The 22,932-nt window shown below is 69.8% G+C and carries 22 protein-coding genes and 2 pseudogenes; 19 read left to right on the forward strand and 5 right to left on the reverse strand.

All coding sequences use genetic code 11. The features are described 5' to 3' along the window. Positions 1-126: 126 nt before the first annotated feature. The gene (locus tag ABZ396_RS29850; protein WP_358926281.1) at positions 127-1,356 is read right to left on the reverse strand and encodes a DUF349 domain-containing protein; all 1,230 of its coding nucleotides are present in this window, start codon (positions 1,354-1,356) and stop codon (positions 127-129) included. A 135-nt stretch (positions 1,357-1,491) separates the two neighbouring features. Further along, positions 1,492-2,313 (reverse strand): peptidylprolyl isomerase, encoded by an 822-nt coding sequence (locus ABZ396_RS29855; RefSeq protein WP_358926283.1) that lies wholly within the window; start codon positions 2,311-2,313, stop codon positions 1,492-1,494. Between the two features lie 178 nt (positions 2,314-2,491). Between ABZ396_RS29855 and ABZ396_RS29860 the strand changes: the two genes are divergently transcribed. Continuing rightward, a complete protein-coding gene (locus ABZ396_RS29860; RefSeq protein ID WP_358926284.1) occupies positions 2,492-3,214 on the forward strand; it encodes an MBL fold metallo-hydrolase in 723 nt (240 codons plus the stop codon). Positions 3,215-3,225: 11 nt separating this feature from the next. After that, a complete protein-coding gene (gene hisS, locus ABZ396_RS29865) occupies positions 3,226-4,488 on the forward strand; it encodes a histidine--tRNA ligase (protein ID WP_358926286.1) in 1,263 nt (420 codons plus the stop codon). 46 nt (positions 4,489-4,534) lie between these two features. Here hisS and ABZ396_RS29870 read toward each other — a convergent pair. Further along, positions 4,535-4,630, reverse strand: a pseudogene (locus ABZ396_RS29870) (ABC transporter ATP-binding protein); the annotation flags it as partial. Positions 4,631-4,786: 156 nt separating this feature from the next. On the opposite strand from ABZ396_RS29870, the gene ABZ396_RS29875 reads away from it, so the two are divergent. The 3 genes from ABZ396_RS29875 (at position 4,787) to rpsD (ending at position 7,760) form a co-directional block, all read left to right on the forward strand. Next, complete coding sequence (locus ABZ396_RS29875; protein ID WP_358926288.1) at positions 4,787-5,443, forward strand: vitamin K epoxide reductase family protein; 657 nt, start codon at positions 4,787-4,789, stop codon at positions 5,441-5,443. Between the two features lie 43 nt (positions 5,444-5,486). Continuing rightward, on the forward strand, positions 5,487-6,842 hold the full coding sequence (locus tag ABZ396_RS29880) for a replication-associated recombination protein A (RefSeq protein ID WP_358926290.1): 1,356 nt from the start codon (positions 5,487-5,489) through the stop codon (positions 6,840-6,842). Between the two features lie 303 nt (positions 6,843-7,145). Then, on the forward strand, positions 7,146-7,760 hold the full coding sequence (gene rpsD, locus ABZ396_RS29885; RefSeq protein ID WP_358926291.1) for a 30S ribosomal protein S4: 615 nt from the start codon (positions 7,146-7,148) through the stop codon (positions 7,758-7,760). 162 nt (positions 7,761-7,922) lie between these two features. Here the strand turns inward: rpsD and ABZ396_RS29890 are convergent. Next, positions 7,923-8,198, reverse strand: a pseudogene (locus ABZ396_RS29890) (AAA family ATPase); the annotation flags it as partial. A gap of 161 nt (positions 8,199-8,359) precedes the next feature. Here ABZ396_RS29890 and ABZ396_RS29895 point away from each other — a divergent pair. From ABZ396_RS29895 to nusB, 13 genes are all read left to right on the forward strand, one after another. Further along, positions 8,360-8,791, forward strand: a complete 432-nt coding sequence (locus tag ABZ396_RS29895; RefSeq protein WP_358926326.1) for a DUF948 domain-containing protein — start codon at positions 8,360-8,362, stop codon at positions 8,789-8,791. An 11-nt stretch (positions 8,792-8,802) separates the two neighbouring features. Further along, positions 8,803-9,156: a hypothetical protein gene (locus ABZ396_RS29900; RefSeq protein ID WP_358926293.1), complete on the forward strand. Its 354-nt coding sequence runs from the start codon at positions 8,803-8,805 to the stop codon at positions 9,154-9,156. After that, on the forward strand, positions 9,156-11,828 hold the full coding sequence (alaS, locus tag ABZ396_RS29905; protein WP_358926295.1) for an alanine--tRNA ligase: 2,673 nt from the start codon (positions 9,156-9,158) through the stop codon (positions 11,826-11,828). The genes ABZ396_RS29900 and alaS overlap by 1 nt, the downstream gene beginning before the upstream one ends. A 15-nt stretch (positions 11,829-11,843) precedes the next feature. Then, on the forward strand, positions 11,844-12,308 hold the full coding sequence (ruvX, locus tag ABZ396_RS29910; protein WP_358926297.1) for a Holliday junction resolvase RuvX: 465 nt from the start codon (positions 11,844-11,846) through the stop codon (positions 12,306-12,308). A gap of 122 nt (positions 12,309-12,430) precedes the next feature. Next, positions 12,431-14,122, forward strand: coding sequence for an endolytic transglycosylase MltG (mltG, locus tag ABZ396_RS29915; RefSeq protein ID WP_358926299.1), 1,692 nt, complete (start codon positions 12,431-12,433; stop codon positions 14,120-14,122). 72 nt (positions 14,123-14,194) lie between these two features. Beyond that, on the forward strand, positions 14,195-15,034 hold the full coding sequence (locus ABZ396_RS29920; protein ID WP_358926301.1) for a shikimate dehydrogenase: 840 nt from the start codon (positions 14,195-14,197) through the stop codon (positions 15,032-15,034). A 166-nt stretch (positions 15,035-15,200) separates the two neighbouring features. Further along, positions 15,201-16,385, forward strand: coding sequence for a chorismate synthase (gene aroC, locus ABZ396_RS29925; RefSeq protein WP_358926303.1), 1,185 nt, complete (start codon positions 15,201-15,203; stop codon positions 16,383-16,385). A 20-nt stretch (positions 16,386-16,405) separates the two neighbouring features. Further along, complete coding sequence (locus ABZ396_RS29930; RefSeq protein ID WP_358926327.1) at positions 16,406-16,909, forward strand: shikimate kinase; 504 nt, start codon at positions 16,406-16,408, stop codon at positions 16,907-16,909. Then, complete coding sequence (aroB, locus tag ABZ396_RS29935) at positions 16,906-17,997, forward strand: 3-dehydroquinate synthase (protein WP_358926305.1); 1,092 nt, start codon at positions 16,906-16,908, stop codon at positions 17,995-17,997. Before ABZ396_RS29930 ends, aroB begins: the two co-directional genes overlap by 4 nt. A 141-nt stretch (positions 17,998-18,138) precedes the next feature. Then, positions 18,139-18,975: a Pro-rich N-terminal domain-containing protein gene (locus ABZ396_RS29940; protein WP_358926307.1), complete on the forward strand. Its 837-nt coding sequence runs from the start codon at positions 18,139-18,141 to the stop codon at positions 18,973-18,975. A gap of 142 nt (positions 18,976-19,117) precedes the next feature. Further along, positions 19,118-20,224 (forward strand): aminopeptidase P family protein, encoded by a 1,107-nt coding sequence (locus tag ABZ396_RS29945; RefSeq protein WP_358926309.1) that lies wholly within the window; start codon positions 19,118-19,120, stop codon positions 20,222-20,224. 44 nt (positions 20,225-20,268) lie between these two features. Then, positions 20,269-20,835, forward strand: coding sequence for an elongation factor P (efp, locus tag ABZ396_RS29950; protein WP_358926311.1), 567 nt, complete (start codon positions 20,269-20,271; stop codon positions 20,833-20,835). Positions 20,836-20,837: 2 nt separating this feature from the next. Beyond that, a complete protein-coding gene (gene nusB, locus ABZ396_RS29955) occupies positions 20,838-21,269 on the forward strand; it encodes a transcription antitermination factor NusB (RefSeq protein ID WP_358926313.1) in 432 nt (143 codons plus the stop codon). Positions 21,270-21,587: 318 nt separating this feature from the next. Here the strand turns inward: nusB and bldD are convergent, their stop codons facing one another. After that, on the reverse strand, positions 21,588-22,091 hold the full coding sequence (bldD, locus tag ABZ396_RS29960; protein WP_006131213.1) for a transcriptional regulator BldD: 504 nt from the start codon (positions 22,089-22,091) through the stop codon (positions 21,588-21,590). A 252-nt stretch (positions 22,092-22,343) separates the two neighbouring features. On the opposite strand from bldD, the gene pyrR reads away from it, so the two are divergent. Continuing rightward, complete coding sequence (gene pyrR / locus ABZ396_RS29965; protein WP_358926315.1) at positions 22,344-22,919, forward strand: bifunctional pyr operon transcriptional regulator/uracil phosphoribosyltransferase PyrR; 576 nt, start codon at positions 22,344-22,346, stop codon at positions 22,917-22,919. Positions 22,920-22,932: the final 13 nt, after the last annotated feature.

Consider the following 22,932-nt stretch of genomic DNA (forward strand, 5'->3'; position numbering starts at 1 on the left):
AGTGACGGCGCGACCGGGGGGAGTCGAGTGGCGGCGGTGGGTGGGGGCGCCGTCAGGTGAGGGTGGTTGCTGCCTTGTGGGCCCGTACGCCATGTACGGGCCCCTCTCGTCGTATCCCTGCCCGCGCTAGCCGCCGAACTCCTGCAGGCCCTTCAGAGCCTGGTCCAGGAGCGCCTGGCGGCCCTCCAGCTCACGCTCCAGCTTCTCCGCCTTCGACGTGTTGCCCTGGGCGCGGGCCTGCTCGATCTGCGTCCTCAGCTTGTCCACGGCGGCCTGCAGCTGGCCGGTCAGACCCGCGGCACGTGCGCGTGCCTCCGGGTTGGTCCGGCGCCACTCCGCCTCCTCGGCCTCCTGAATGGCCCGGTCGACCGTGTGCATCCGGCCCTCGACCTTCGGACGGGCGTCACGCGGCACATGGCCGATGGCCTCCCAGCGCTCGTTGATCGTGCGGAAGGCGGACCGCGCGGACTTCAGGTCCGTGATCGGCAGGAGCTTCTCGGCCTCGGCGGCCAGCTCCTCCTTCAGCTTCAGGTTCTCGGTCTGCTCCGCGTCCCGCTCGGCGAAGGCGGACCCGCGCGCCGCGAAGAACACGTCCTGGGCGCCGCGGAAGCGGTTCCACAGGTCGTCCTCGTGCTCGCGCTGGGCACGGCCGGCGGCCTTCCACTCCGTCATCAGCTCGCGGTAGCGCGCGGCCGTCGGACCCCAGTCCGTCGAGTCGGACAGCGACTCGGCCTCGGCGACCAGCCTCTCCTTGGCCTTGCGGGCGTCCTCGCGCTGTGCGTCCAGCTGCGCGAAGTGCGCCTTGCGACGCTTGGAGAACGCCGACCGGGCGTGCGAGAAGCGGTGCCACAGCTCGTCGTCCGACTTCCGGTCCAGGCGCGGCAGCCCCTTCCAGGTGTCCACCAGCGCGCGCAGTCGCTCACCGGCCGACCGCCACTGGTCGGACTGGGCCAGCTGCTCCGCCTCGACGACCAGGTCCTCCTTGGCCTTGCGGGCCTCGTCGGACTGCTTGGCACGCTGCGCCCGACGCTCCTCGCGACGCGACTCCACGGTCTTCACCAGCTCGTCGAGCCGGTTTCGCAGTGCCTGCAGATCACCGACCGCGTGGTGTGCCTCCACCTGCTCGCGCAGATGGTCGATGGCGGCCTGGGCGTCCTTGGCGGACAGGTCGGTGGTCCGAACTCGCTTTTCGAGGAGGCCGATCTCGACAACCAGGCCTTCGTACTTGCGCTCGAAGTAGGCCAGCGCCTCGTCAGGGGAGCCGGCCTGCCAGGAACCGACGACCTGCTCGCCGTCGGCCGTACGCACGTACACGGTCCCCGTCTCGTCGACGCGGCCCCACGGGTCGCTGCTCACAGCGCCTCCTCCACATGATGCCCGCGAGGGGCCTCAGCGCCCCCGGGCATCGTCCACAGTTTCGTCACGGCCAACATAGGCGACCGGCGGGTTGCCTGTCCGCATCCCGCGCGACCGAAATTTCGCAGTTCGTGGTCAGGATTTCGTGACCGTGGCCTTGTCAATGACGACTGTCGCGTTCGGCGCTCCGTCACCCGCTCCGGTGCTCTCGCCGGCGGCGGCGATCTTCTTCAGGACCTTCAGTCCGGCCGCGTCGATCGTGCCGAACGGGGTGTAGCTGGCCGGCAACTGGCTGTCCTGGTAGACCAGGAAGAACTGGCTGCCGCCGGTGTGCTTCTGACCGGTGTTGGCCATCGCGACCGTACCCGCCGGGTAGACACCGCCCTTCAGGCTTGCGTCCTTCAGATTCTCGTCGGGAATCGTGTACCCGGGACCGCCGCTGCCGGTACCCGTCGGGTCGCCGCACTGCAGCACGTAGATGCCGTTGGTGGTGAGCCGGTGGCACTTCGTGTGGTCGAAGAAGCCCTTGGACGCCAGGAAATCGAACGAGTTCACCGTGTGCGGGGCCGCCGACGTCTTCAGCGCGATGCCGATGTCACCGCAGGTCGTCGCCAGCTTCATCGTGTAGGCCGCCGACGTGTCGATCGTCATCGCCGGCTCCTTCTTCCAGCTCAGCTTCTTCACCGAGCCGGAAGCGGCCTTCGCGCACGGGTCCGGCGCCTTGCTGGGCGTGGCGCTGGGCGTCGGCGTCGTCTCCGAGCTGGCGTTCGCCTTGCTGTCGTTCTTCATCACGCCGCTCGTGTACAGCGCGACACTGCCGATCACGATCACGCCGAGCACGGACGCGATCACGGAGTTGCGCATGCGTGACTTGCGCCGTGCGCTGGTGCGCCGCTGCTGCTGCCGCAAGAACTTCTCCCGGGCGAGCTGACGCCGCCGCTGCTCCTGGCTGACCACCGGGTTCTCTCCTCATGCGTGTCGTATGTCGACCTGTACGCGTGTGTCCTGTGCGCTGTGTGAGCCGACCGCTGCGTGTAGCCCCGTACCGTATATGGGTTCGCTGAGGAAACGGCAGCGCCGGTAGGCTCTGGACCACAGCTTGAAGCCGCCCGAATCGACACAACGAAGGACGATCGTGCTCATTGCCGGGTTCCCCGCCGGGGCCTGGGGGACGAACTGTTATCTCGTCGCCCCCGCCGCCGGTGAGGAGTGCGTGATCATCGACCCCGGCCACCAGGCCGCCGAAGGCGTCGAGGAAGCACTGCGGAAGCATCGGCTCAAGCCCGTCGCCGTCGTCCTCACCCACGGCCATATCGATCATGTGGCCTCGGTCGTCCCCGTGTGCGGCGCACACGACGTCCCGGCCTGGATCCACCCCGAGGACCGCTACATGATGAGCGACCCCGAGAAGGCGCTCGGCCGGTCCATCGGCATGCCGCTGATGGGCGAGCTGACGGTGGGGGAGCCGGACGACGTCTTCGAACTGGCCGACGGCGCCAAGCTGGAGCTGGCCGGACTGGACTTCTCCGTCGCGCATGCGCCGGGCCATACCAAGGGGTCGGTGACCTTCCAGATGCCGGAGACGGCCGACATCCCCTCGGTCTTCTTCTCGGGCGATCTGCTCTTCGCCGGCTCCATCGGACGGACGGACCTGCCGGGCGGCTCCATGGACGACATGCTGGCGTCGCTGGCCCGCGTGTGCCTGCCGCTCGACGACTCCACCGTGGTGCTGTCCGGCCATGGCCCCCAGACGACCATCGGCCAGGAGCGCGCCACCAACGCCTATCTGCGGCAAGTGGCCGCGGGCCGTCAGGCACACGGCGCGAACGCCGAGAACGCTCCCCGACGAGGAATGTGACGAGAACTTCCGTGAGCACCTTCAAGGCCCCCAAGGGCACGTACGACCTGATCCCGCCGGAGAGCGCCAAGTACCTGGCCGTCCGTGAGGCGATCGCCGCGCCGCTGCGTGACTCGGGCTACGGTTACATCGAGACCCCCGGCTTCGAGAACGTCGAACTGTTCGCGCGCGGGGTGGGCGAGTCGACCGACATCGTCACCAAGGAGATGTACGCGTTCGAGACGAAGGGCGGCGACAGGCTGGCCCTGCGCCCCGAGGGAACCGCGTCCGTCCTGCGCGCCGCCCTCGAGGCGAACCTGCACAAGGCGGGCAACCTCCCCGTCAAGCTCTGGTACTCCGGCTCGTACTACCGCTACGAGCGTCCGCAGAAGGGCCGTTACCGCCACTTCTCGCAGGTCGGTGCCGAGGCGATCGGCGCCGAGGACCCGGCCCTGGACGCCGAGCTCATCATCCTGGCCGACCAGGCGTACCGCTCGCTGGGCCTGCGCGACTTCCGCATCCTGCTCAACAGCCTGGGCGACAATGAGTGCCGCCCGGTGTACCGCGCGGCCCTGCAGGACTTCCTGCGCGGCCTGGACCTGGACGAGGACACCCTCCGCCGAGCGGAGATCAACCCCCTCCGCGTCCTCGACGACAAGCGCGAATCGGTCCAGAAGCAGCTGGGCGACGCCCCCCTGCTCCGCGACTACCTCTGCGACGCCTGCAAGGCGTACCACGAGGAGGTCCGCGAACTGATCAGCGCGGCGGGCGTCTCCTTCGAGGACGACCCCAAGCTGGTCCGCGGCCTGGACTACTACACCCGCACCACCTTCGAGTTCGTGCACGACGGCCTGGGCTCCCAGTCCGCGGTGGGCGGCGGCGGCCGCTACGACGGCCTCTCCGAGATGATCGGCGGCCCAGCGCTCCCCTCGGTGGGCTGGGCGCTGGGTGTGGACCGCACGGTCCTGGCCCTGGAGGCCGAGGGTGTGGAACTGAACCTCCCCTCCGCCACCAGCGTTTTCGCGGTACCGCTGGGCGAGGAGGCCCGCCGGGTCCTGTTCGCCAAGGTCACGGAACTCCGCCGGGCGGGCGTCGCGGCGGACTTCTCCTACGGCGCCAAGGGCCTCAAGGGGGCGATGAAGAACGCCAACCGTAGCGGGGCCCGCTACACGCTTGTCGCCGGTGAGCGTGACCTCGCCGAGGGCGTCGTCCAGCTGAAGGACATGGAGTCCGGCGAGCAGACGGCGATCGGCGTGAACGAGATCGTGGCGGAACTGGAGTCGAGGCTGGGCTGAGCCCGGCGGGGTGAGGGGGCGCGAGTCCCCTCACCCCGGCAACCCGAACCGTCAACTCGGCGGGCGCCGTTTCGTCCTGCCAGGCGATTCCCCTCCAGGACCGCCACGCGCGCGTGCCCGTCACCTGATCCGCGCCCAGGACCAGCGCCGCATGGAGGCCGATGGCGGCCGGAACCGAACCCTCCGGGGCGACCGTGCGTACCTCCTTATGTCCACTGAACGGTGGGCGGGCGCCTCGTGCGGCACAATGGCCCCTGCCCGAAGAAGTTCCAACTCTCAAACAGACGGAATCGGCGTGATGAGCAAGACGACAGTCAACGACGTCTCCACCGAGCCCGAGCCCGAGCACTCCTCCGCAGCACCGCGCACCGAGGGCGGCAGCATCGCCTTCGGACTGCTGCTGATCATCACCGGTGCCGCCGGCCTGCTGGCCGCCTGGGTCATCACGATCGACAAGTTCAAGCTGCTGGAAGCCAAGGTCGAGGGCAAGACGTTCACCCCCGGGTGCAGCCTCAACCCGGTCGTCTCCTGCGGCAGCGTCATGGAGTCCAAGCAGGCCGCCGCCTTCGGCTTCCCGAACCCGATGCTCGGCCTGGTCTGCTACGGCATCGTCATCTGCGTCGGCATGAGCCTGCTGGCCCGCGCCCGCTTCCCGCGCTGGTACTGGCTGACCTTCAACTTCGGCACGCTCTTCGGCGTCGCCTTCTGCACCTGGCTGCAGTTCCAGTCCCTGTACCGGATCAACGCGCTGTGCCTGTGGTGCTCGCTGGCCTGGGTCGCCACGATCATCATGTTCTGGTACGTGACGTCCTTCAACGTCCGCAAGGGCTTCCTGCCGGCCCCGAACTGGCTGCGGTCCTTCTTCGGCGAGTTCACCTGGGTGCTGCCCGTCCTGCACATCGGCATCATCGGCATGCTGATCCTGACCCGCTGGTGGGACTTCTGGACCAGCTGACAGCGCGTGCCGCATTGTCAGTGCCGTGTTTTAGGGTTTCAGCGTGGAACCCGACCTGTTCACCGCAGCCGCAGAAGAACGCCAGGAGAAGGACCCGACCGGCAGCCCCCTGGCGGTGAGGATGCGCCCGCGCACCCTCGACGAGGTGGTGGGCCAGCAGCATCTGCTGAAGCCGGGATCCCCGCTGCGCAGACTCGTCGGCGAGGGCTCCGGCGGCCCCGCCGGCCCCTCCTCGGTCATCCTCTGGGGCCCGCCCGGCACCGGCAAGACGACTCTCGCGTACGTCGTCTCCAAGGCCACCAACAAGCGGTTCGTGGAGCTCTCCGCGATCACCGCAGGCGTCAAGGAGGTCCGTGCGGTCATCGACGGCGCCCGCCGCGCCACCGGGGGATACGGCAAGGAGACCGTCCTCTTCCTCGACGAGATCCACCGCTTCAGCAAGGCCCAGCAGGACTCCCTGCTCCCGGCCGTGGAGAACCGATGGGTCACCCTGATCGCGGCGACCACCGAGAATCCCTACTTCTCGGTGATCTCCCCCCTGCTCTCCCGCTCCCTGCTCCTCACCCTCGAACCGCTCACCGACGACGACGTCCGCGGCCTTCTCAGAAGGGCCCTGACCGACGAGCGCGGCTTGAAGGACTCCGTCACCCTCCCCGAGGACACCGAGGAGCACCTGCTGCGGATCGCCGGCGGTGACGCCCGCCGCGCCCTGACCGCCCTGGAGGCCGCCGCCGGGGCCGCCCTCGACAAGGGCGAGCCGGAGGTCGGTCTCCAGACCCTGGAGGAGGTCGTCGACCGGGCCGCGGTGAAGTACGACCGGGACGGTGACCAGCACTACGACGTCGCCAGCGCCCTCATCAAGTCCATCCGGGGCTCCGATGTCGACGCGGCCCTGCACTATCTGGCCCGGATGATCGAGGCCGGCGAGGACCCCCGCTTCATCGCCCGCCGCCTGATGATCTCCGCCAGCGAGGACATCGGCCTCGCCGACCCGGGCGCGCTGCCGATAGCCGTGGCCGCCGCCCAGGCCGTCGCCATGATCGGCTTCCCCGAGGCCGCCCTCACCCTCAGCCACGCCACCATCGCCCTTGCCCTGGCCCCCAAGTCCAACTCCGCGACCATGGCGATCAGCGCCGCCCTGGAGGACGTGCGCAAGGGCCTGGCAGGCCAGGTGCCCCCGCATCTGCGCGACGGCCACTACAAGGGCGCCGCCAAGCTGGGGCACGCGCAGGGGTACGTCTATCCGCACGACCTGCCCGAGGGCATCGCCGAGCAGCAGTACGCCCCGGACCCGATCAAGGACCGCGAGTACTACACCCCGACCCGGCACGGCTCCGAGGCGCGGTACGCGGACGCGGTCGAGTGGACCAGGAAGCACCTCGGTCGCAGACGGTCCTGAGCAGCCTGTAGAATCCTGGAAGCGCTGAGTCCCGCGCTGTCAGAGCGGGACAGTCGGCCGGAGCCTCCGTAAGGGGGTTCCAGGAGCGTCGCGCACCGTCGAACGGTGTCGCGGGCAGCCCACCACCACTCGCCGTACGGCGGGACCGGTCGGTGGGCCACTCGCGTGCTGCACGTATGTGCCCAGACCAGGGGAGCGGCTGCCCACCAGGCCCGGCAACGGGTTCCGGCGGGTTTCCCCGGCTGCGGATTGCGACCTCCCTCAACCCTGACAAGCCGAATATCAGAAGGAAGAAAGAGACAAGTGGCGAACCAGTCCCGCCCCAAGGTCAAGAAGTCGCGTGCCCTCGGTATCGCGCTGACCCCGAAGGCCGTCAAGTACTTCGAGGCTCGTCCCTACCCGCCGGGTGAGCACGGCCGCGGCCGCAAGCAGAACTCGGACTACAAGGTCCGTCTGCTGGAGAAGCAGCGTCTGCGCGCGCAGTACGACGTGTCCGAGCGCCAGCTCGTCCGCGCCTACGAGCGTGCCTCCAAGGTGCAGGGCAAGACCGGTGAGGCTCTGATCATCGAGCTGGAGCGTCGCCTCGACGCGCTGGTCCTGCGTTCGGGCATCGCCCGCACGATCTACCAGGCCCGCCAGATGGTCGTCCACGGCCACATCCAGGTCAACGGCCAGAAGGTCGACAAGCCGTCCTACCGCGTGCGTCCGGACGACGTCATCGAGGTCCGCGACCGCTCCAAGGACAAGACGCTCTTCCAGATCGCCCGTGAGGGTGGCTTCGCCCCCGACGGCGAGATCCCGCGCTACCTGCAGGTGAACCTCAAGGCCCTGGCGTTCCGCCTGGACCGCGAGCCCAACCGCAAGGAAGTTCCGATCATCTGCGACGAGCAGCTCGTCGTCGAGTACTACGCCCGCTGATCCCAGCCCGGCGTAGCACTCCAGCGTCAGCCCGCCGTCTCCCCGCCCCTCCGGGTGGGCGAGGCGGCGGGCTTCCGCATACCGGACCGTCCCACCGCTGCCGTACCGGCCCGTGCTGCGACGGCATCGCGTCCAGCGGCCGTACCCGGAAGTACTGCAGCGCCCCAGCGCCTCCACGACCGCGTACTCCACAAACTCCGGATCGCGCACCGCCGCCAGATCCACCCGGCACACCCCGTTCCGGGGCGCCGCCTCGGCGGCCGCCCGGGCCGCGAGCCGGGACTTGCCGACCCCGCCGACCCCGGTCACCGTCACCAGCCGTGCGCACTCCAGGGCCCGGGCCAGCTCGCCGAGTTCGGCCGAGCGACCCACGAACGCGGTCAGTTCCAGGGGCAGATTGCCGTCCGCCGACGGGCCGGGGCGCTGAGGGCCTCGCATGGGACACGGAGCGTACTTAACCGTATTCGTTCAGTACAGCCGGTTCTCACAACTCCATCTCTCGCGCGCGGTAATCCGGTACGGAGTCCCACCCCCGGCGCGATAGGCTCGGTGCAGACTTTTCCGATGTTGAGGCACGTTTCAGGGAGCGGGTGCGCGCAGTGTCCGGTGGCGAGGTGGCCGGGATCCTGGTGGCCGTCTTCTGGGCGATCCTGGTCTCCTTCCTCGCCGTCGCGCTGGCGAGGCTGGCCCAGACGCTCAAGGCGACCACCAAGCTCGTGGCGGACGTGACCGACCAGGCCGTCCCGCTGCTCGGTGACGCCTCCGCGGCCGTACGCTCCGCGCAGACCCAGATCGACCGGGTCGACGCGATCGCCTCCGACGTCCAGGAGGTCACCTCCAACGCCTCCGCGCTGTCGACCACCGTCGCCTCCACCTTCGGCGGCCCGCTGGTCAAGGTCGCGGCGTTCGGCTACGGCGTGCGCCGGGCACTGGCCGGCCGCAAGGCGGACGTGCCCGCTCCGGAGGCCAGGCGTAGCGTGATCGTGGGCCGGACCGTGCCGTCCGCACGGCGGAAGAACCGGGGAAAGTAGGAGCCAGGCAGATGTTCCGCCGTACGTTCTGGTTCACCACCGGTGTCGCCGCCGGTGTCTGGGCCACCACCAAGGTCAACCGCAAGCTCAGGCAGCTGACCCCCGAGAGCCTCGCCGCCACCGCCGCGAACAAGGCGCTGGAGACCGGCCACCGGATCAAGGACCGGGCGATCGGCTTCGCGCTCGACGTCCGCGACAACATGGCCCAGCGGGAGGAAGAGCTGGGGGACGCCCTGGGCATCGACGCGGACCCCGAACTCCCCGCGCCCCGGCGGTTCGCCGCCATCGAGAACAGCAGGATCCCGAAGAACGTCGAAGGCCCTGCGTCTACGAAGCACTCGTACAACCGGAATGAGGATCACTGATGGAGTCGGCAGAGATTCGCCGCCGCTGGCTGAGCTTCTTCGAGGAGCGCGGGCACACCGTCGTCCCTTCGGCGTCGCTCATCGCGGACGACCCGACTCTGCTCCTCGTCCCGGCCGGCATGGTGCCCTTCAAGCCCTACTTCCTGGGTGAGGTCAAGCCGCCCTTCGACCGCGCCACCAGCGTGCAGAAGTGCGTGCGCACGCCGGACATCGAAGAGGTCGGCAAGACCACCCGGCACGGCACCTTCTTCCAGATGTGCGGCAACTTCTCCTTCGGCGACTACTTCAAGGAAGGCGCCATCAAGTACGCCTGGGAGCTGCTCACCAGCCCCCAGGACAAGGGCGGTTACGGCCTGGAGCCGGACCGTCTGTGGATCACCGTCTACAAGGACGACGACGAGGCCGAGCGCATCTGGCACGACGTCGTAGGCGTGCCGAAGGAGCGCATCCAGCGCCTCGGCATGAAGGACAACTACTGGTCCATGGGCGTCCCCGGCCCCTGCGGCCCCTGCTCCGAGATCAACTACGACCGCGGCCCAGAGTTCGGCGTCGAGGGCGGCCCCGCCGTCAACGACGAGCGGTACGTGGAGATCTGGAACCTCGTCTTCATGCAGTACGAGCGCGGCGAGGGCATCGGCAAGGACAACTTCGAGATCCTCGGCGAGCTGCCGAGCAAGAACATCGACACGGGCCTCGGCCTCGAGCGTCTCGCCATGATTCTGCAGGGCGTGCAGAACATGTACGAGATCGACACCTCCATGGCCGTCATCGACAAGGCCACCGAGCTGACCGGCGTGGCCTACGGCGACGCCCACGACTCGGACGTCTCGCTGCGCGTGGTCACCGACCACATGCGTACGTCGGTGATGCTCATCGGCGACGGTGTCACCCCCGGCAACGAGGGCCGCGGCTACGTCCTGCGCCGCATCATGCGCCGCGCCATCCGCAACATGCGGCTGCTCGGCGCCACCGGCCCGGTCGTCCTCGACCTGATCGACACCGTCATCCAGATGATGGGCCAGCAGTATCCGGAGCTGGTCACCGACCGCGAGCGCATCGAGAAGGTCGCCGTCGCCGAGGAGAACGCCTTCCTCAAGACGCTGAGGGCCGGCACCAACATCCTCGACACCGCCGTCACCGAGACCAAGGCCGCCGGCGGCACGGTCCTCGCCGGCGACAAGGCCTTCCTGCTCCACGACACCTGGGGCTTCCCGATCGACCTCACCCTCGAAATGGCCGCAGAGCAGGGCCTGGCGGTGGACGAGGAGGGCTTCCGCCGCCTGATGAAGGAGCAGCGGGAGCGCGCCAAGGCCGACGCCCAGGCGAAGAAGACCGGGCACGCCGGCGCCGGTGCCTACCGCGAGATCGCCGACAAGACCGGCGCGACCGACTTCATCGGTTACTCCGACACCGAGGGCGAGACCACCATCGTCGGCATCCTCGTCGACGGCGTCTCCTCGCCGGCCGCCACAGAGGGCGACGAGGTCGAGATCGTCCTGGACCGCACCCCGTTCTACGCCGAGGGCGGCGGCCAGATCGGCGACACCGGCCGGATCAAGGTCGACTCCGGTGCCGTCATCGAGATCCGTGACACCCAGAAGCCGGTCCCGGGCGTGTACGTCCACAAGGGTGTTGTCCACGTCGGCGAGGTGACCGTCGGCGCCAAGGCCCACGCCTCGATCGACTCGCGTCGCCGCAAGGCCATCGCCCGCGCCCACTCGGCCACCCACCTCACCCACCAGGCGCTCCGTGACGCCCTCGGCCCGACGGCCGCCCAGGCCGGTTCGGAGAACCAGCCCGGCCGCTTCCGCTTCGACTTCGGCTCGCCGTCCGCCGTTCCGACGGCCGTGATGACCGACGTCGAGCAGAAGATCAACGAGGTGCTCGCCCGCGACCTCGACGTCCGCGCCGACATCATGGGCATCGACGAGGCCAAGAAGCAGGGCGCCATCGCCGAGTTCGGCGAGAAGTACGGCGAGCGGGTGCGGGTGGTGACCATCGGCGACTTCTCCAAGGAGCTGTGCGGCGGCACCCATGTGCACAACACCGCCCAGTTGGGCCTGGTGAAGCTGCTCGGCGAGTCGTCGATCGGCTCGGGTGTCCGCCGTATCGAGGCCCTCGTCGGCGTCGACGCCTACAACTTCCTGGCCCGCGAGCACACGGTCGTCGCCCAGCTCCAGGAGCTGGTCAAGGGCCGTCCGGAGGAGCTCCCGGAGAAGGTCTCCGCCATGCTCGGCAAGCTGAAGGACGCCGAGAAGGAGATCGAGAAGTTCCGCGCGGAGAAGGTGCTGCAGGCCGCCGCCGGTCTGGTCGACTCCGCCAAGGACGTGCGCGGTGTGGCCGTGGTGACCGGGCAGGTCCCGGACGGCACCACCCCGGACGACCTGCGCAGGCTCGTGCTTGACGTGCGCGGCCGCATCCAGGGCGGACGGGCCGCCGTGGTCGCCCTGTTCACGGTCAACAACGGCAAGCCGCTCACCGTCATCGCCACCAACGACGCCGCCCGCGACCGCGGCCTCAAGGCCGGTGACCTGGTCCGTACCGCCGCCAAGACCCTCGGTGGCGGTGGCGGCGGCAAGCCGGACGTCGCCCAGGGCGGCGGCCAGAACCCGGCCGCGATCGGCGAGGCCGTCGACGCCGTCGAGCGTCTTGTGGCCGAGACCGCCAAGTAAGAAACGGTTACGAAGATGCGCAGAGGACGTCGACTCGCCATCGACGTCGGGGACGCCCGGATCGGGGTCGCCTCGTGCGACCCCGACGGGATCCTCGCCACCCCGGTCGAGACCGTCCCCGGCCGGGACGTCCCCGCCGCACACCGCCGGCTGCGGCAACTGGTCGAGGAGTACGAACCGATCGAGGTCGTCGTCGGGCTCCCGCGCTCCCTCAAGGGAGGCGAGGGCCCGGCCGCCGTCAAGGTCCGTGCCTTCGCCCAGGAGCTGGCCAAGGGCATCGAGCCGGTGCCGGTCCGGCTGGTCGACGAGCGGATGACTACCGTGACGGCCAGTCAGGGACTGCGTGCCTCGGGAGTGAAGTCCAAGAAGGGCCGCTCGGTCATCGACCAGGCCGCCGCGATCATCATCCTCCAGCAGGCGCTGGAATCCGAACGAGTGTCAGGTAATCCGCCCGGCGAGGGCGTCGAAGTGGTCATCTGATCGCGATACGGTAACGTTCCGCGCGATGCGATGGTTTTCGAACAGCCACTGCACAGCAAGAGGCGGAACGACAGCCGGCCCACCAGCCGCGTGCCGCGCCGCCTCGCGGCTCTAGGGGATCGATGACTGAGTATGGCCGGGGCGAAGGCTCCGAACCGTGGCATCCGGAGGACCCGGTGGACGGGGACGGCGGATGGGGAGGACAGCAGGCCCACGTGGGTCAGCAGTCCCCCTACGGCGGCCAGCCGCAGCACTATCCGCAGCAGTCGCAGTACGGCGACTGGGGCCAGCACCCGCAGGGCGGGTACGACCAGCAGCAGTACTACTACGACGAGCAAGGCCAGCTCCAGTACGCCGACGGACAGGGCCAGCAGTACGACCAGCAGTATGTCGGGCATGCCCCGCAGCAGTACCACCAGGGGGGCTGGGACGCGACCGGCACCCACGGTCATGTGCCCTACGCCGCCGACCCGGGCGACCCCTACGGCCAGCAGCCGGTGGCCTACGGCGGGGAGCAGCCCGACTTCTACGGCACCGAGGACGCCTACCCGCCGCCGGAGCCGCCCGGCCGCCGGCGCGATCCGGAGCCGGAAGCGCAGTCGGAGGCCGTCGTCGAGGAGGAGGAACAGCACCCCTTCTTCACGGGCGCGGACGACGATGACGACGACGATGACCCGAAAGGGCGCCGCGGTGGTGGCCGCGGCAAGGACGCCAAGGGCGGCAAGGGAGTCAAGAAACGCCGTAACGGCTTCGCCTGCCTGGTGGTCTGCCTGGTCTTCGGCGGCGGCGCGGCCGGAGTCGGCTACTACGGGTGGCACTTCTACCAAAATCGTTTCGGCGCGGCCCCGGACTACGCGGGCAGTGGCAGCGGCGAGTCGGTGACCGTCGAGATCCCGAAGGGCGCGGGCGGATACGACATCGGCCGCATCCTGAAAACGGCCGGTGTGGTCGAGAGCGTCGACGCATTCGTCTCCGCACAGCAGGCGAACACCGAGGGCAAAGCGATCCAGGACGGCGTCTACACGCTGCAGAAGCACATGTCCGCCGCCAGCGCTGTGCAGTTGATGCTCAGCCCGAAGAGCCACAGCAACCTGGTCATCGCGGAGGGGCTGCGCAACTCCGCGGTCTATGAACTGATCGACAAGCGTCTCGCCGTGCCGAAGGGGACCACCGCGAGCGTGGCGAAGAAGGATTACAAGTCTCTCGGGTTGCCCAAGTGGGCGCTCAACCATGCCAACCTGAAGGACCCGCTGGAAGGATTCCTCTTCCCCTCCAGTTACGCCGTTTCGAAGGGGCAGAAGCCCAAGGCCGTGCTGGCGAAAATGGTTGCCCGCGCCAACGAGCAATTCCAGACGCTCGGCCTGGAGAAGAAAGCTTCCAGCCTGGGCCTCGACGGACCGTGGCAATTGCTCACCGTGGCCAGCCTGGTACAGGCCGAGGGTACAAGCCACGATGACTTCCGTAAAATGGCCGAGGTGGTCTACAACCGTCTCAAGCCCGGAAACCCTGAGACCTACGGTGCTCTGGAGTTCGACTCCACGTACAACTACGTGAAGAATCAGAGCAAGATCGACTTGTCGATCGCCGAGCTGCGGCACTTCGACAACGCGTACAACACGTATTACGTCAAGGGGCTGCCTCCCGGGCCTATCGACAACCCCGGTGAAGAGGCGCTCATGGGTGCGCTCAACCCGACGGAAGACGGCTGGTACTACTTCATCTCGACGGACGGCAAGACCAGCAAATTCACGCGGACACTCGCGGAACACGAGAAGCTGGTCAACGAGTGGAACGCGGCGAAGAAAAAGAGCTGACGACGTCGGCGGGTGGGCTCGGATTGAATACGCGGAACTCTATGTTGGATCCGCGCTCAAGGACAGGTTTCGATGGCATCGAAGGCAACTGACGCGCGCCGGGCCGCCGTTCTCGGTAAGCCCATCGCCCACTCCCTCTCCCCGGCGCTGCACCGGGCCGCGTACGACGAACTCGGGCTCGCCGACTGGTCGTACGAGCGCTTCGAGGTCGACGAGGCCCGGCTGCCCGCCTTCCTCGGGCAGCTGGGACCTGAATGGGCGGGGCTGTCGCTGACCATGCCGCTGAAGCGGGCCGTCATCCCGCTGCTCGACGAGGTCAGTGAGACGGCCGCCTCGGTCGACGCGGTCAACACGGTCGTCTTCACCGAGGACGGCCGGCGCCTCGGGGACAACACCGACATCCCGGGGATGGTCGCGGCCCTGCGTGAGCACGGCATCGAACAGGTCGACTCCGCCGCCGTCCTCGGCGCCGGCGCCACCGCGTCCTCGGCGCTGGCCGCACTCGCCCGGATCTGCACCGGCGAGGTCGTCGCCTACGTCCGCAGCGAGGAGCGCGCCGCCGAGATGCGGCACTGGGGCGAACGGCTCGACGTCGAGGTCCGCACCGCCGACTGGGCCGACGCCGGACAGGCCCTGCGCGCCCCTCTGGTGATCGCGACCACCCCGGCCGGCACCACCGACGCCCTCGCCGCCGCCGTACCCGAGCGCCCCACCACCCTCTTCGACGTCCTTTACCATCCCTGGCCCACGGCTCTGGCCGCGCGCTGGTCCATGTTCGGGGGAGCCGTGGTGAGCGGCCTCGACCTGCTGGTGCACCAGGCCGTGCTCCAGGTCGAGCAGATGACCGGCCGAGCCCCGGCACCGCTGGACGCCATGCGCCGGGCCGGGGAGAAGGCGCTCGCCGGGCGCTGACCGGGCACATCCGCGTCCGTCTGCTGGACCGGCGGCCGGGTCCGCCGCCCGGACGTGGGAGGATCGGAGGTGGCGGACCGGGGCCGCGCACCCGGTCGGGCCGTCGCCGTACGCGAGGACGCGCGTACGCAGGGCAGTACCAGGGCGCGAGCACTGAGGAGCATCGTTGAGCAGGCTGCGTTGGCTGACCGCGGGGGAGTCCCACGGTCCCGCACTTGTCGCGACGCTGGAGGGCCTTCCCGCCGGCGTGCCGATCACGACCGAGATGGTCGCGGATCATCTGGCGCGGCGGCGGCTCGGTTACGGCCGCGGTGCGCGCATGAAGTTCGAGCGCGACGAGGTCACCTTCCTCGGCGGCGTCCGGCACGGCCTGACCCTCGGCTCCCCCGTCGCGATCATGGTGGGCAACACCGAGTGGCCCAAGTGGGATCAGGTCATGGCGGCCGACCCGGTCGACCCCGAGATCCTCGCCGGGCTCGCCCGCAACGCTCCGCTGACCCGTCCGCGTCCCGGCCACGCAGACCTCGCCGGCATGCAGAAGTACGGCTTCGACGAGGCCCGTCCGGTCCTGGAGCGCGCCTCCGCGCGGGAGACCGCGGCCCGCGTGGCGCTCGGCGCGGTCGCCCGGTCGTACCTCAAGGAGACGGCCGGCATCGAGATCGTCTCGCACGTCGTCGAGCTGTGCTCCGTGAAGGCCCCGAAGGGCGTGTACCCCACCCCGGCCGACGTCGAGAAGCTGGACGCCGACCCGCTGCGCTGCCTGGACGCCGACGCGTCCAAGGCGATGGTCGCGGAGGTCGACCAGGCCCACAAGGACGGCGACACCCTCGGCGGCGTAGTCGAGGTGCTGGCGTACGGCGTACCGGTCGGCCTCGGCTCGCACGTCCATTGGGACCGCAAGCTGGACGCCCGTCTCGCCGGTGCCCTGATGGGTATCCAGGCGATCAAGGGCGTCGAGATCGGCGACGGCTTCGACCTGGCCCGGGTGCCCGGCTCCCAGGCGCACGACGAGATCGTCAACACGCCCGAGGGTATCCGGCGGGTCTCCGGCCGCGCCGGCGGCACCGAGGGCGGCCTGTCCACCGGTGAGCTGCTGCGGGTGCGGGCCGCGATGAAGCCGATCGCGACCGTGCCGCGCGCCCTGCAGACCGTCGACGTGACCACCGGCGAGGCCACCCAGGCCCACCACCAGCGCTCCGACGTCTCCGCCGTGCCGGCCGCGGGCATCGTCGCCGAGGCCATGGTCGCGCTGGTCCTCGCGGACGCGGTCGCGGAGAAGTTCGGCGGCGACTCGGTGCCCGAGACCCGCCGCAACGTCCAGTCGTACCTCGACAACCTGGTGATCCGGTGAGCAGCGTGCGCAGCGTGCCGATGGTGGTGTTGGTCGGGCCGATGGGTGTGGGCAAGTCCACGGTCGGGGAACTGCTCGCCGAGCGGCTCGGTGTCGGCTACCGGGACACCGACGAGGACATCGTCGCCGCCGAGGGCCGCACCATCGCCGACATCTTCGTGGCCGAGGGCGAGCCGGTCTTCCGGGAGATCGAGAAGCGGGCGGTGCGGGTGGCGCTGGCCGAGCACGAGGGTGTCCTCGCGCTCGGCGGCGGCGCGATCCTCGACGCGGACACGCGTGCGCTGCTCGCCGACCGGCGGGTGGTCTACCTCTCGATGGACGTCGAGGAGGCCGTCAAGCGCACCGGTCTGAACGCGGCCCGGCCCCTGCTCGCCCTCAACCCGCGCAGGCAGTGGCGCGAGCTGATGGAGGCGCGGCGGCACCTGTACGAGGGCATCGCCACGGCCGTCGTGGCGACCGACGGCCGTACGCCCGAAGAGGTCACCCAAGCAGCCCTGGACGCACTGGAGTTGAAGGAAGCATGAGCGAGGCAGTCACCCGGATCCAGGTCGGCGGCACGGCGGGCACCGAGCCGTACGAGGTCCTGGTGGGTCGTCAACTCCTGGGCGAACTGGGCGGTCTGGTCGGTGAGAAGGCCAGGCGGGTCGCTGTCATCCACCCCGAGGCGCTCGCCGAGACCGGCGACGCGCTGCGGGCCGATCTGGCCGAGCAGGGCTACGAGGCCGTCGCCATCCAGGTCCCCAACGCGGAGGAGGCCAAGACCGCCGAGGTCGCCACCTACTGCTGGAAGGCGCTCGGGCAGTCCGGGTTCACCCGCTCCGACGTCATCGTCGGCGTGGGCGGCGGGGCGACGACGGACCTGGCCGGTTTCGTGGCCGCCACCTGGCTGCGCGGGGTCCGCTGGATCGCCATCCCGACCACCGTCCTCGCCATGGTCGACGCGGCGGTCGGGGGCAAGACCGGCATCAACACCGCCGAGGGCAAGAACCTGGTCGGCGCCTTCCACCCGCCGGCCGGCGTCCTCTGCGACCTCGCCGCACTGGACTCCCTCCCGGTCAACGACTACGTCTCCGGGCTCGCCGAGGTCATCAAGGCCGGCTTCATCGCCGACCCGGCGATCCTGGAGCTCATCGAGTCCGACCCCGAGGCGGCGCGCACCCCGGCCGGCCCGCACACGGCCGAGCTGATCGAGCGCTCCATCCGGGTCAAGGCCGAGGTCGTCTCCTCCGACCTCAGGGAATCGGGCCTGCGGGAGATCCTCAACTACGGCCACACGCTCGGCCACGCCATCGAGAAGAACGAGCGCTACAAGTGGCGGCACGGCGCCGCGGTCGCCGTCGGCATGCACTTCGCCGCGGAGCTGGGCCGGCTGGCCGGACGCCTGGACGACGCGACGGCGGACCGCCACCGCACGGTCCTGGAGTCGGTCGGCCTCCCGCTGCACTACCGCTACGACCAGTGGCCCAAGCTCGTCGAGACGATGAAGGTCGACAAGAAGTCCCGCGGCGACCTGCTGCGCTTCATCGTCCTGGACGGCCTCGCCAAGCCGACCGTCCTGGAGGGCCCGGACCCGGCCGTGCTGCTCGCCGCCTACGGCGAGGTCGGGCAGTAAGTCCGCTGCTGTTCCTTCCGCCCGGTTCGCCTCGCGACACGGGCACTTCGTACCGCCCCGGCCGTTTCACCAAACGACGACCGGGGGCGGTACCGTTCGGTAACGAGCGCAGCCGCACATGAAGAGACGGAGTGGCACCGGATGCAGCACGCAGTGGGATCTCCGCTGCCGCCGCCCCATCAGCCGGGGCAGGGACCGACCGGCTGGCCGCCGGCCGCACAGCACCCGGGAGCGCCTCAGCGCCCCGCGCCCGTGCCGCCACCACCGGCCGCGCCCCCGCAACCGTCGGTTCCGCCGCTCCCCCCGCTGCCCTCGGCCCCGCAGCCCCCCGACACCACGGGCCACGTCCCGCTGCCGCCGGGCGCTCCGGTGGGCATCCCCACCGCGCCCCCGGCCGCGACCACCGTGCCCGACCCGACCACCACCACCCTGGCCGTCCTCCTGATCGGCCCGGCCGGCGCGGGCAAGACGAGCGTGGCCAAGTACTGGGCCGACCACCGCCGGGTCCCCACAGCCCACATCAGCCTCGACGACGTCCGCGAATGGGTCCGCTCCGGGTTCGCCGACCCCCAGTCCGGCTGGAACGACAACTCCGAGGCCCAGTACCGCCTGGCCCGCCGCACCTGCGGCTTCGCCGCGCGCAACTTCCTGGCCAACGGCATCTCGTGCATCCTCGACGACGCGGTCTTCCCCGACCGGCCGGTCGTCGGCCTCGGCGGCTGGAAGCGCCACGTCGGCCCCGGCCTGCTCCCGGTCGTCCTCCTGCCCGGCCTCGACATCGTCCTGGAGCGCAACGCCGAACGCACGGGCAACCGCCGCCTCACCGACGAGGAGGTCGCCCGCATCCACGGCCGCATGGCGGGCTGGTACGGCTCGGGCCTCCCGATCATCGACAACTCGCAGCTGGATGTTCCGGGGACGGCACGCGTTCTGGACGAGGTCCTGGTGAGAGCGATAGCGAGCCCGCCGAACTGGTAAGAGGCGGGACTGCCACTCCGGGCCGTGTCCATGTGCGGCTCTGTCGCGTGGGCGTTGAACCCCTCCGGCCCGCACCCGGCGACGCACCCCACTCGGCCCTCCCCAACCGGCACGAATCCCCCATGACTCCTACGCTCGTGTCATGTCCGAGGTGTACGCCACCCGCCGAACCCGCCTACGGGACCGCTGCCAAGCCAGCGGCAGCGCCTCCGCCCTCATCTCACGCCCCGCCAACGTGAGATACCTCGCCGGGGTCGCCCCCACCGGCTCCGTCCTGCTGCTCGGCAAACGCGAGGACCTCCTCGTCAGCCCCGGCCCGCAGGACGACCGCCCCACCGAAGCCCGCCCCGACGACTCCCTCAGGCAGCACCTCCTCGACGGACCCGGCGGTGATCCCGCCGTGGCCGCCGCCGACCTCGCCGCCGCCCAGGACGCCGACGCCCTCGCCGTCGAGGAACACCACCTCACCGTGACCCGGCACCGCGCTCTCGCCTCGGTCGCCCCCCGCCTCCGCCTCACCGACCTCGGCGGTGCCGTCGAGCAGCTCAGGGTCGTGAAGGACGAGGAGGAGATCTCCTGCCTCCGTATCGGCGCCGAGATCGCCGACCAGGCCCTCGGTGAGCTGCTGGAGTCGATCCTCGTCGGCCGTACCGAACGGCATCTCGCCCTGGAGTTGGAGCGCCGTCTGGTCGACCACGGCGCCGACGGGCCGGCCTTCCCCACCTCCGTGGCGACCGGCCCGAACTCCGGCCGCCGCGGCCACCGCCCCACCGACCGGCGGGTCGAGGAGGGCGACTTCCTCTCCGTCTGCCTCGGCGCCACCTACCGCGGCTACCGCTGCGAGATCGGCCGTACCTTTGTCATCGGCACCTCGCCGGCCGACTGGCAGATCGAGCTGTACGACCTCGTCTTCGCCGCCCAGCGGGCCGGCCGGGAGAGCCTCGTGCCCGGGGCCGCCTACCGCGACGTGGACCGCGCCGCCCGTCATGTGCTGGACTCCGCGGGCTACGCGGAGGGACTGCAGCCCCTCACGGGACACGGTGTCGGACTCGAAATCGACGAGGACCCGCAGCTCGCTCCGTCGTCCATGGGTAAACTGGACGCTTGCGTGCCGGTCACCGTCGAACCGGGGGTCCACCTCCCGGGCCGGGGCGGTGTCCGGATCGATGACACGCTCGTCGTGCGCCCTGAGGCGGACGGCGGACCCGAGCTACTCACCATCACGACCAAGGAGCTGCTCGCGCTGTAGCGCGTGACCCGGGGTCGTACGTCAGTCCAGGAGATTCCGCAACCGTGGCTTCCACGAACGACCTCAAGAACGGCCTGGTGCTCAAGCTCGAAGGCGGCCAGCTCTGGTCCGTCGTCGAGTTCCAGCACGTCAAGCCCGGCAAGGGCCCGGCCTTCGTGCGCACCAAGCTGAAGAACGTGCTGTCCGGCAAGGTGGTCGACAAGACCTTCAACGCCGGCGTCAAGGTCGAGACGGCCAACGTCGACAAGCGCGACATGCAGTTCTCGTACATGGACGGCGACTACTTCGTCTTCATGGACATGGACACGTACGACCAGCTGCACGTCGACCGCAAGACCGTCGGCGACGTCGCGAACTTCCTGATCGAGGGCTTCGAGGCCATGGTCGCGCAGAACGAGGGCCAGGTGCTCTATGTCGAGCTGCCCGCCGCCGTCGAGCTGACCATCGCCGAGACCGAGCCGGGCGTCCAGGGCGACCGCTCCACGGGCGGCACCAAGCCCGCCAAGCTGGAGACCGGCTACGAGATGCAGGTCCCGCTCTTCATCACCTCCGGTGAGAAGATCAAGGTCGACACCCGCACGGGCGACTACCTCGGCCGGGTGAACAGCTAACCGTGGCTGCCCGCAACACGGCCCGCAAGCGCGCCTTCCAGATCCTTTTCGAGGGCGACCAGCGCGGCGCCGGTGTCCTGACCGTTCTCGCGGACTGGATCCGGCTCTCCCGGGACGACACCCGGCAGCCGCCGGTGAGTGAGTACACGATGCAGCTGGTCGAGGGCTACGCCGAGCACGAGCGGCGGATCGACGAGCTGATCGCCCAGTACGCGGTCGGCTGGACGCTCGACCGGATGCCGGTGGTCGACCGCAACATCCTGCGCCTCGGCGCGTACGAGCTGATCTGGGTCGACGAGACGCCGGACGCGGTCGTCCTCGACGAGATGGTGCAGCTGGCGAAGGAGTTCTCGACGGACGAGTCGCCGTCGTTCGTGAACGGACTGCTGGGACGGCTGAAGGAGCTGAAGCCGTCGCTGCGCCGGGAGGCATGAGCCGACAAAACGCCGGAGGGCCCGCAGCGTGCGCTTGCTGCGGGCCCTCCGGCGTTTGCGTGGCCATTGGGGTGGGTGGTGCGCTTGCGGGGCGGCTGCGGGGCGTCTGTGGCTTGCCGCGCCCACGCGGCGGAGCCGCATCCCTACACAGCCCCGCGCGCGCCTGGGGTGGGCGGGCAGTCGTCGCTCACGACGCGAAGGGCTATGACGGACACAACCGCCGGGGCGCCGGAAAACCCATGAAACCGTCGGGGCGCCGGAACCCGTGAAGTTCCGGCCCGGCCCCGGCGGCACGTTTCTTCTCAGGCGTTGCGCGGGTCAGGCGTCCTCGTGGCTGGCCACCGCGCGGCGCGCGTCCGCGTCCAGGACGCCCCAGCTGATCAGCTGCTCGGTGAGGACCGAGGGGGACTGGTCGTAGATGACGGCCAGGGTGCGCAGGTCGTCCTGGCGGATCGACAGCACCTTGCCGTTGTAGTCACCGCGCTGGGACTGGATCGTGGCCGCGTAGCGCTGCAGCGGGCCCGCCTTCTCGGCCGGCACGGTGGCCAGTCGCTCCAGGTCCAGGACCAGCTTCGGCGGGGGCTCGGCGGCACCGCCGGGGGTGGTGCCAGGCAGCAGCTCCTGCACCGGAACCCCGTAGAAATCCGCCAACTCGGCAAGGCGCTGCACGGTCACGGCACGGTCACCGCGCTCGTACGAACCGACCACCACAGCCTTCCAGCGGCCCTGGGACTTCTCCTCGACACCGTGGAGTGAAAGGCCCTGCTGGGTGCGGATGGCCCGGAGCTTGGCCCCGAGCTGTTTGGCGTATTCGCTGGACATATGGCTCCCCGGACACTGTGTCGACGCGGCCGGCTTGGTTCCCGCCGCGCGGCTGGTAACTCACTGTGAGGTTACGCAGCGTTACTCTGCCGCGTCAAGCCGAATGGTCCGCACCGACTCTTCCGTGGTAGCGACGCCCGATTACGCCAAGGGGGTGATCTGAGGGCTCTGCGTCACCTGCTACGGTGGATGGCGCAATCCCGACGTCCTTTAAGGTCCGTCCCGTGAGGCGGAGAAGGAGGTCCGTTTCATATGGACAAGCAGGGAAAGTCTGATCTTCAGGCATCCGATGCCCGGCCCGTTCTCGAAGGGCCCGACATCGCACGGGTACTGACCCGTATCGCCCACGAGATCGTCGAGCGCGCCAAGGGCGCCGACGACGTGGTGCTCCTCGGCATTCCGACCCGCGGTGTCTTCCTCGCCCGGCGGCTCGCCGCCAAGCTGGAGGAGATCACCGACCGCAAGATGCCCGTCGGTTCGCTCGACATCACCATGTACCGCGACGACCTGCGCATGCACCCGCCGCGTGCGCTGGCCCGCACCGAGATCCCCGGTGACGGCATCGACGGCAGACTCGTCGTCCTCGTCGACGACGTGCTGTTCTCCGGTCGCACCATCCGCGCCGCCCTCGACGCACTGAACGACATCGGGCGACCGCGCGCGGTCCAGCTCGCGGTCCTCGTCGACCGCGGCCACCGTGAACTGCCCATCCGCGCCGACTACGTCGGCAAGAACCTCCCCACGTCGCTGCGGGAGACGGTCAAGGTCCTGCTCACCGAGGAGGACGGTCGCGACACCGTGCTGCTCGGTGTGAAGCCGACCCCGTAGCAAGCCCAGGCGC

It is taken from the genome of Streptomyces sp. NPDC005866 (genome assembly GCF_040629895.1).
In the GTDB taxonomy this organism is placed as follows: domain Bacteria; phylum Actinomycetota; class Actinomycetes; order Streptomycetales; family Streptomycetaceae; genus Streptomyces.

What these genes read in the sequence shown, in the direction of transcription:
- ABZ396_RS29875 (WP_358926288.1), top strand. Translation starts at nt 4,787, where the DNA reads ATGAGCAAGACGACAGTCAACGACGTCTCCACCGAGCCCGAGCCCGAG.
- ABZ396_RS29900 (WP_358926293.1), top strand. Translation starts at nt 8,803, where the DNA reads ATGTTCCGCCGTACGTTCTGGTTCACCACCGGTGTCGCCGCCGGTGTC.
- alaS (WP_358926295.1), top strand. Translation starts at nt 9,156, where the DNA reads ATGGAGTCGGCAGAGATTCGCCGCCGCTGGCTGAGCTTCTTCGAGGAG.
- ruvX (WP_358926297.1), top strand. Translation starts at nt 11,844, where the DNA reads ATGCGCAGAGGACGTCGACTCGCCATCGACGTCGGGGACGCCCGGATC.
- mltG (WP_358926299.1), top strand. Translation starts at nt 12,431, where the DNA reads ATGACTGAGTATGGCCGGGGCGAAGGCTCCGAACCGTGGCATCCGGAG.
- ABZ396_RS29920 (WP_358926301.1), top strand. Translation starts at nt 14,195, where the DNA reads ATGGCATCGAAGGCAACTGACGCGCGCCGGGCCGCCGTTCTCGGTAAG.
- ABZ396_RS29930 (WP_358926327.1), top strand. Translation starts at nt 16,406, where the DNA reads ATGGTGGTGTTGGTCGGGCCGATGGGTGTGGGCAAGTCCACGGTCGGG.
- aroB (WP_358926305.1), top strand. Translation starts at nt 16,906, where the DNA reads ATGAGCGAGGCAGTCACCCGGATCCAGGTCGGCGGCACGGCGGGCACC.
- ABZ396_RS29940 (WP_358926307.1), top strand. Translation starts at nt 18,139, where the DNA reads ATGCAGCACGCAGTGGGATCTCCGCTGCCGCCGCCCCATCAGCCGGGG.
- ABZ396_RS29945 (WP_358926309.1), top strand. Translation starts at nt 19,118, where the DNA reads ATGTCCGAGGTGTACGCCACCCGCCGAACCCGCCTACGGGACCGCTGC.
- bldD (WP_006131213.1), bottom strand. Translation starts at nt 22,091, where the DNA reads ATGTCCAGCGAATACGCCAAACAGCTCGGGGCCAAGCTCCGGGCCATC.
- pyrR (WP_358926315.1), top strand. Translation starts at nt 22,344, where the DNA reads ATGGACAAGCAGGGAAAGTCTGATCTTCAGGCATCCGATGCCCGGCCC.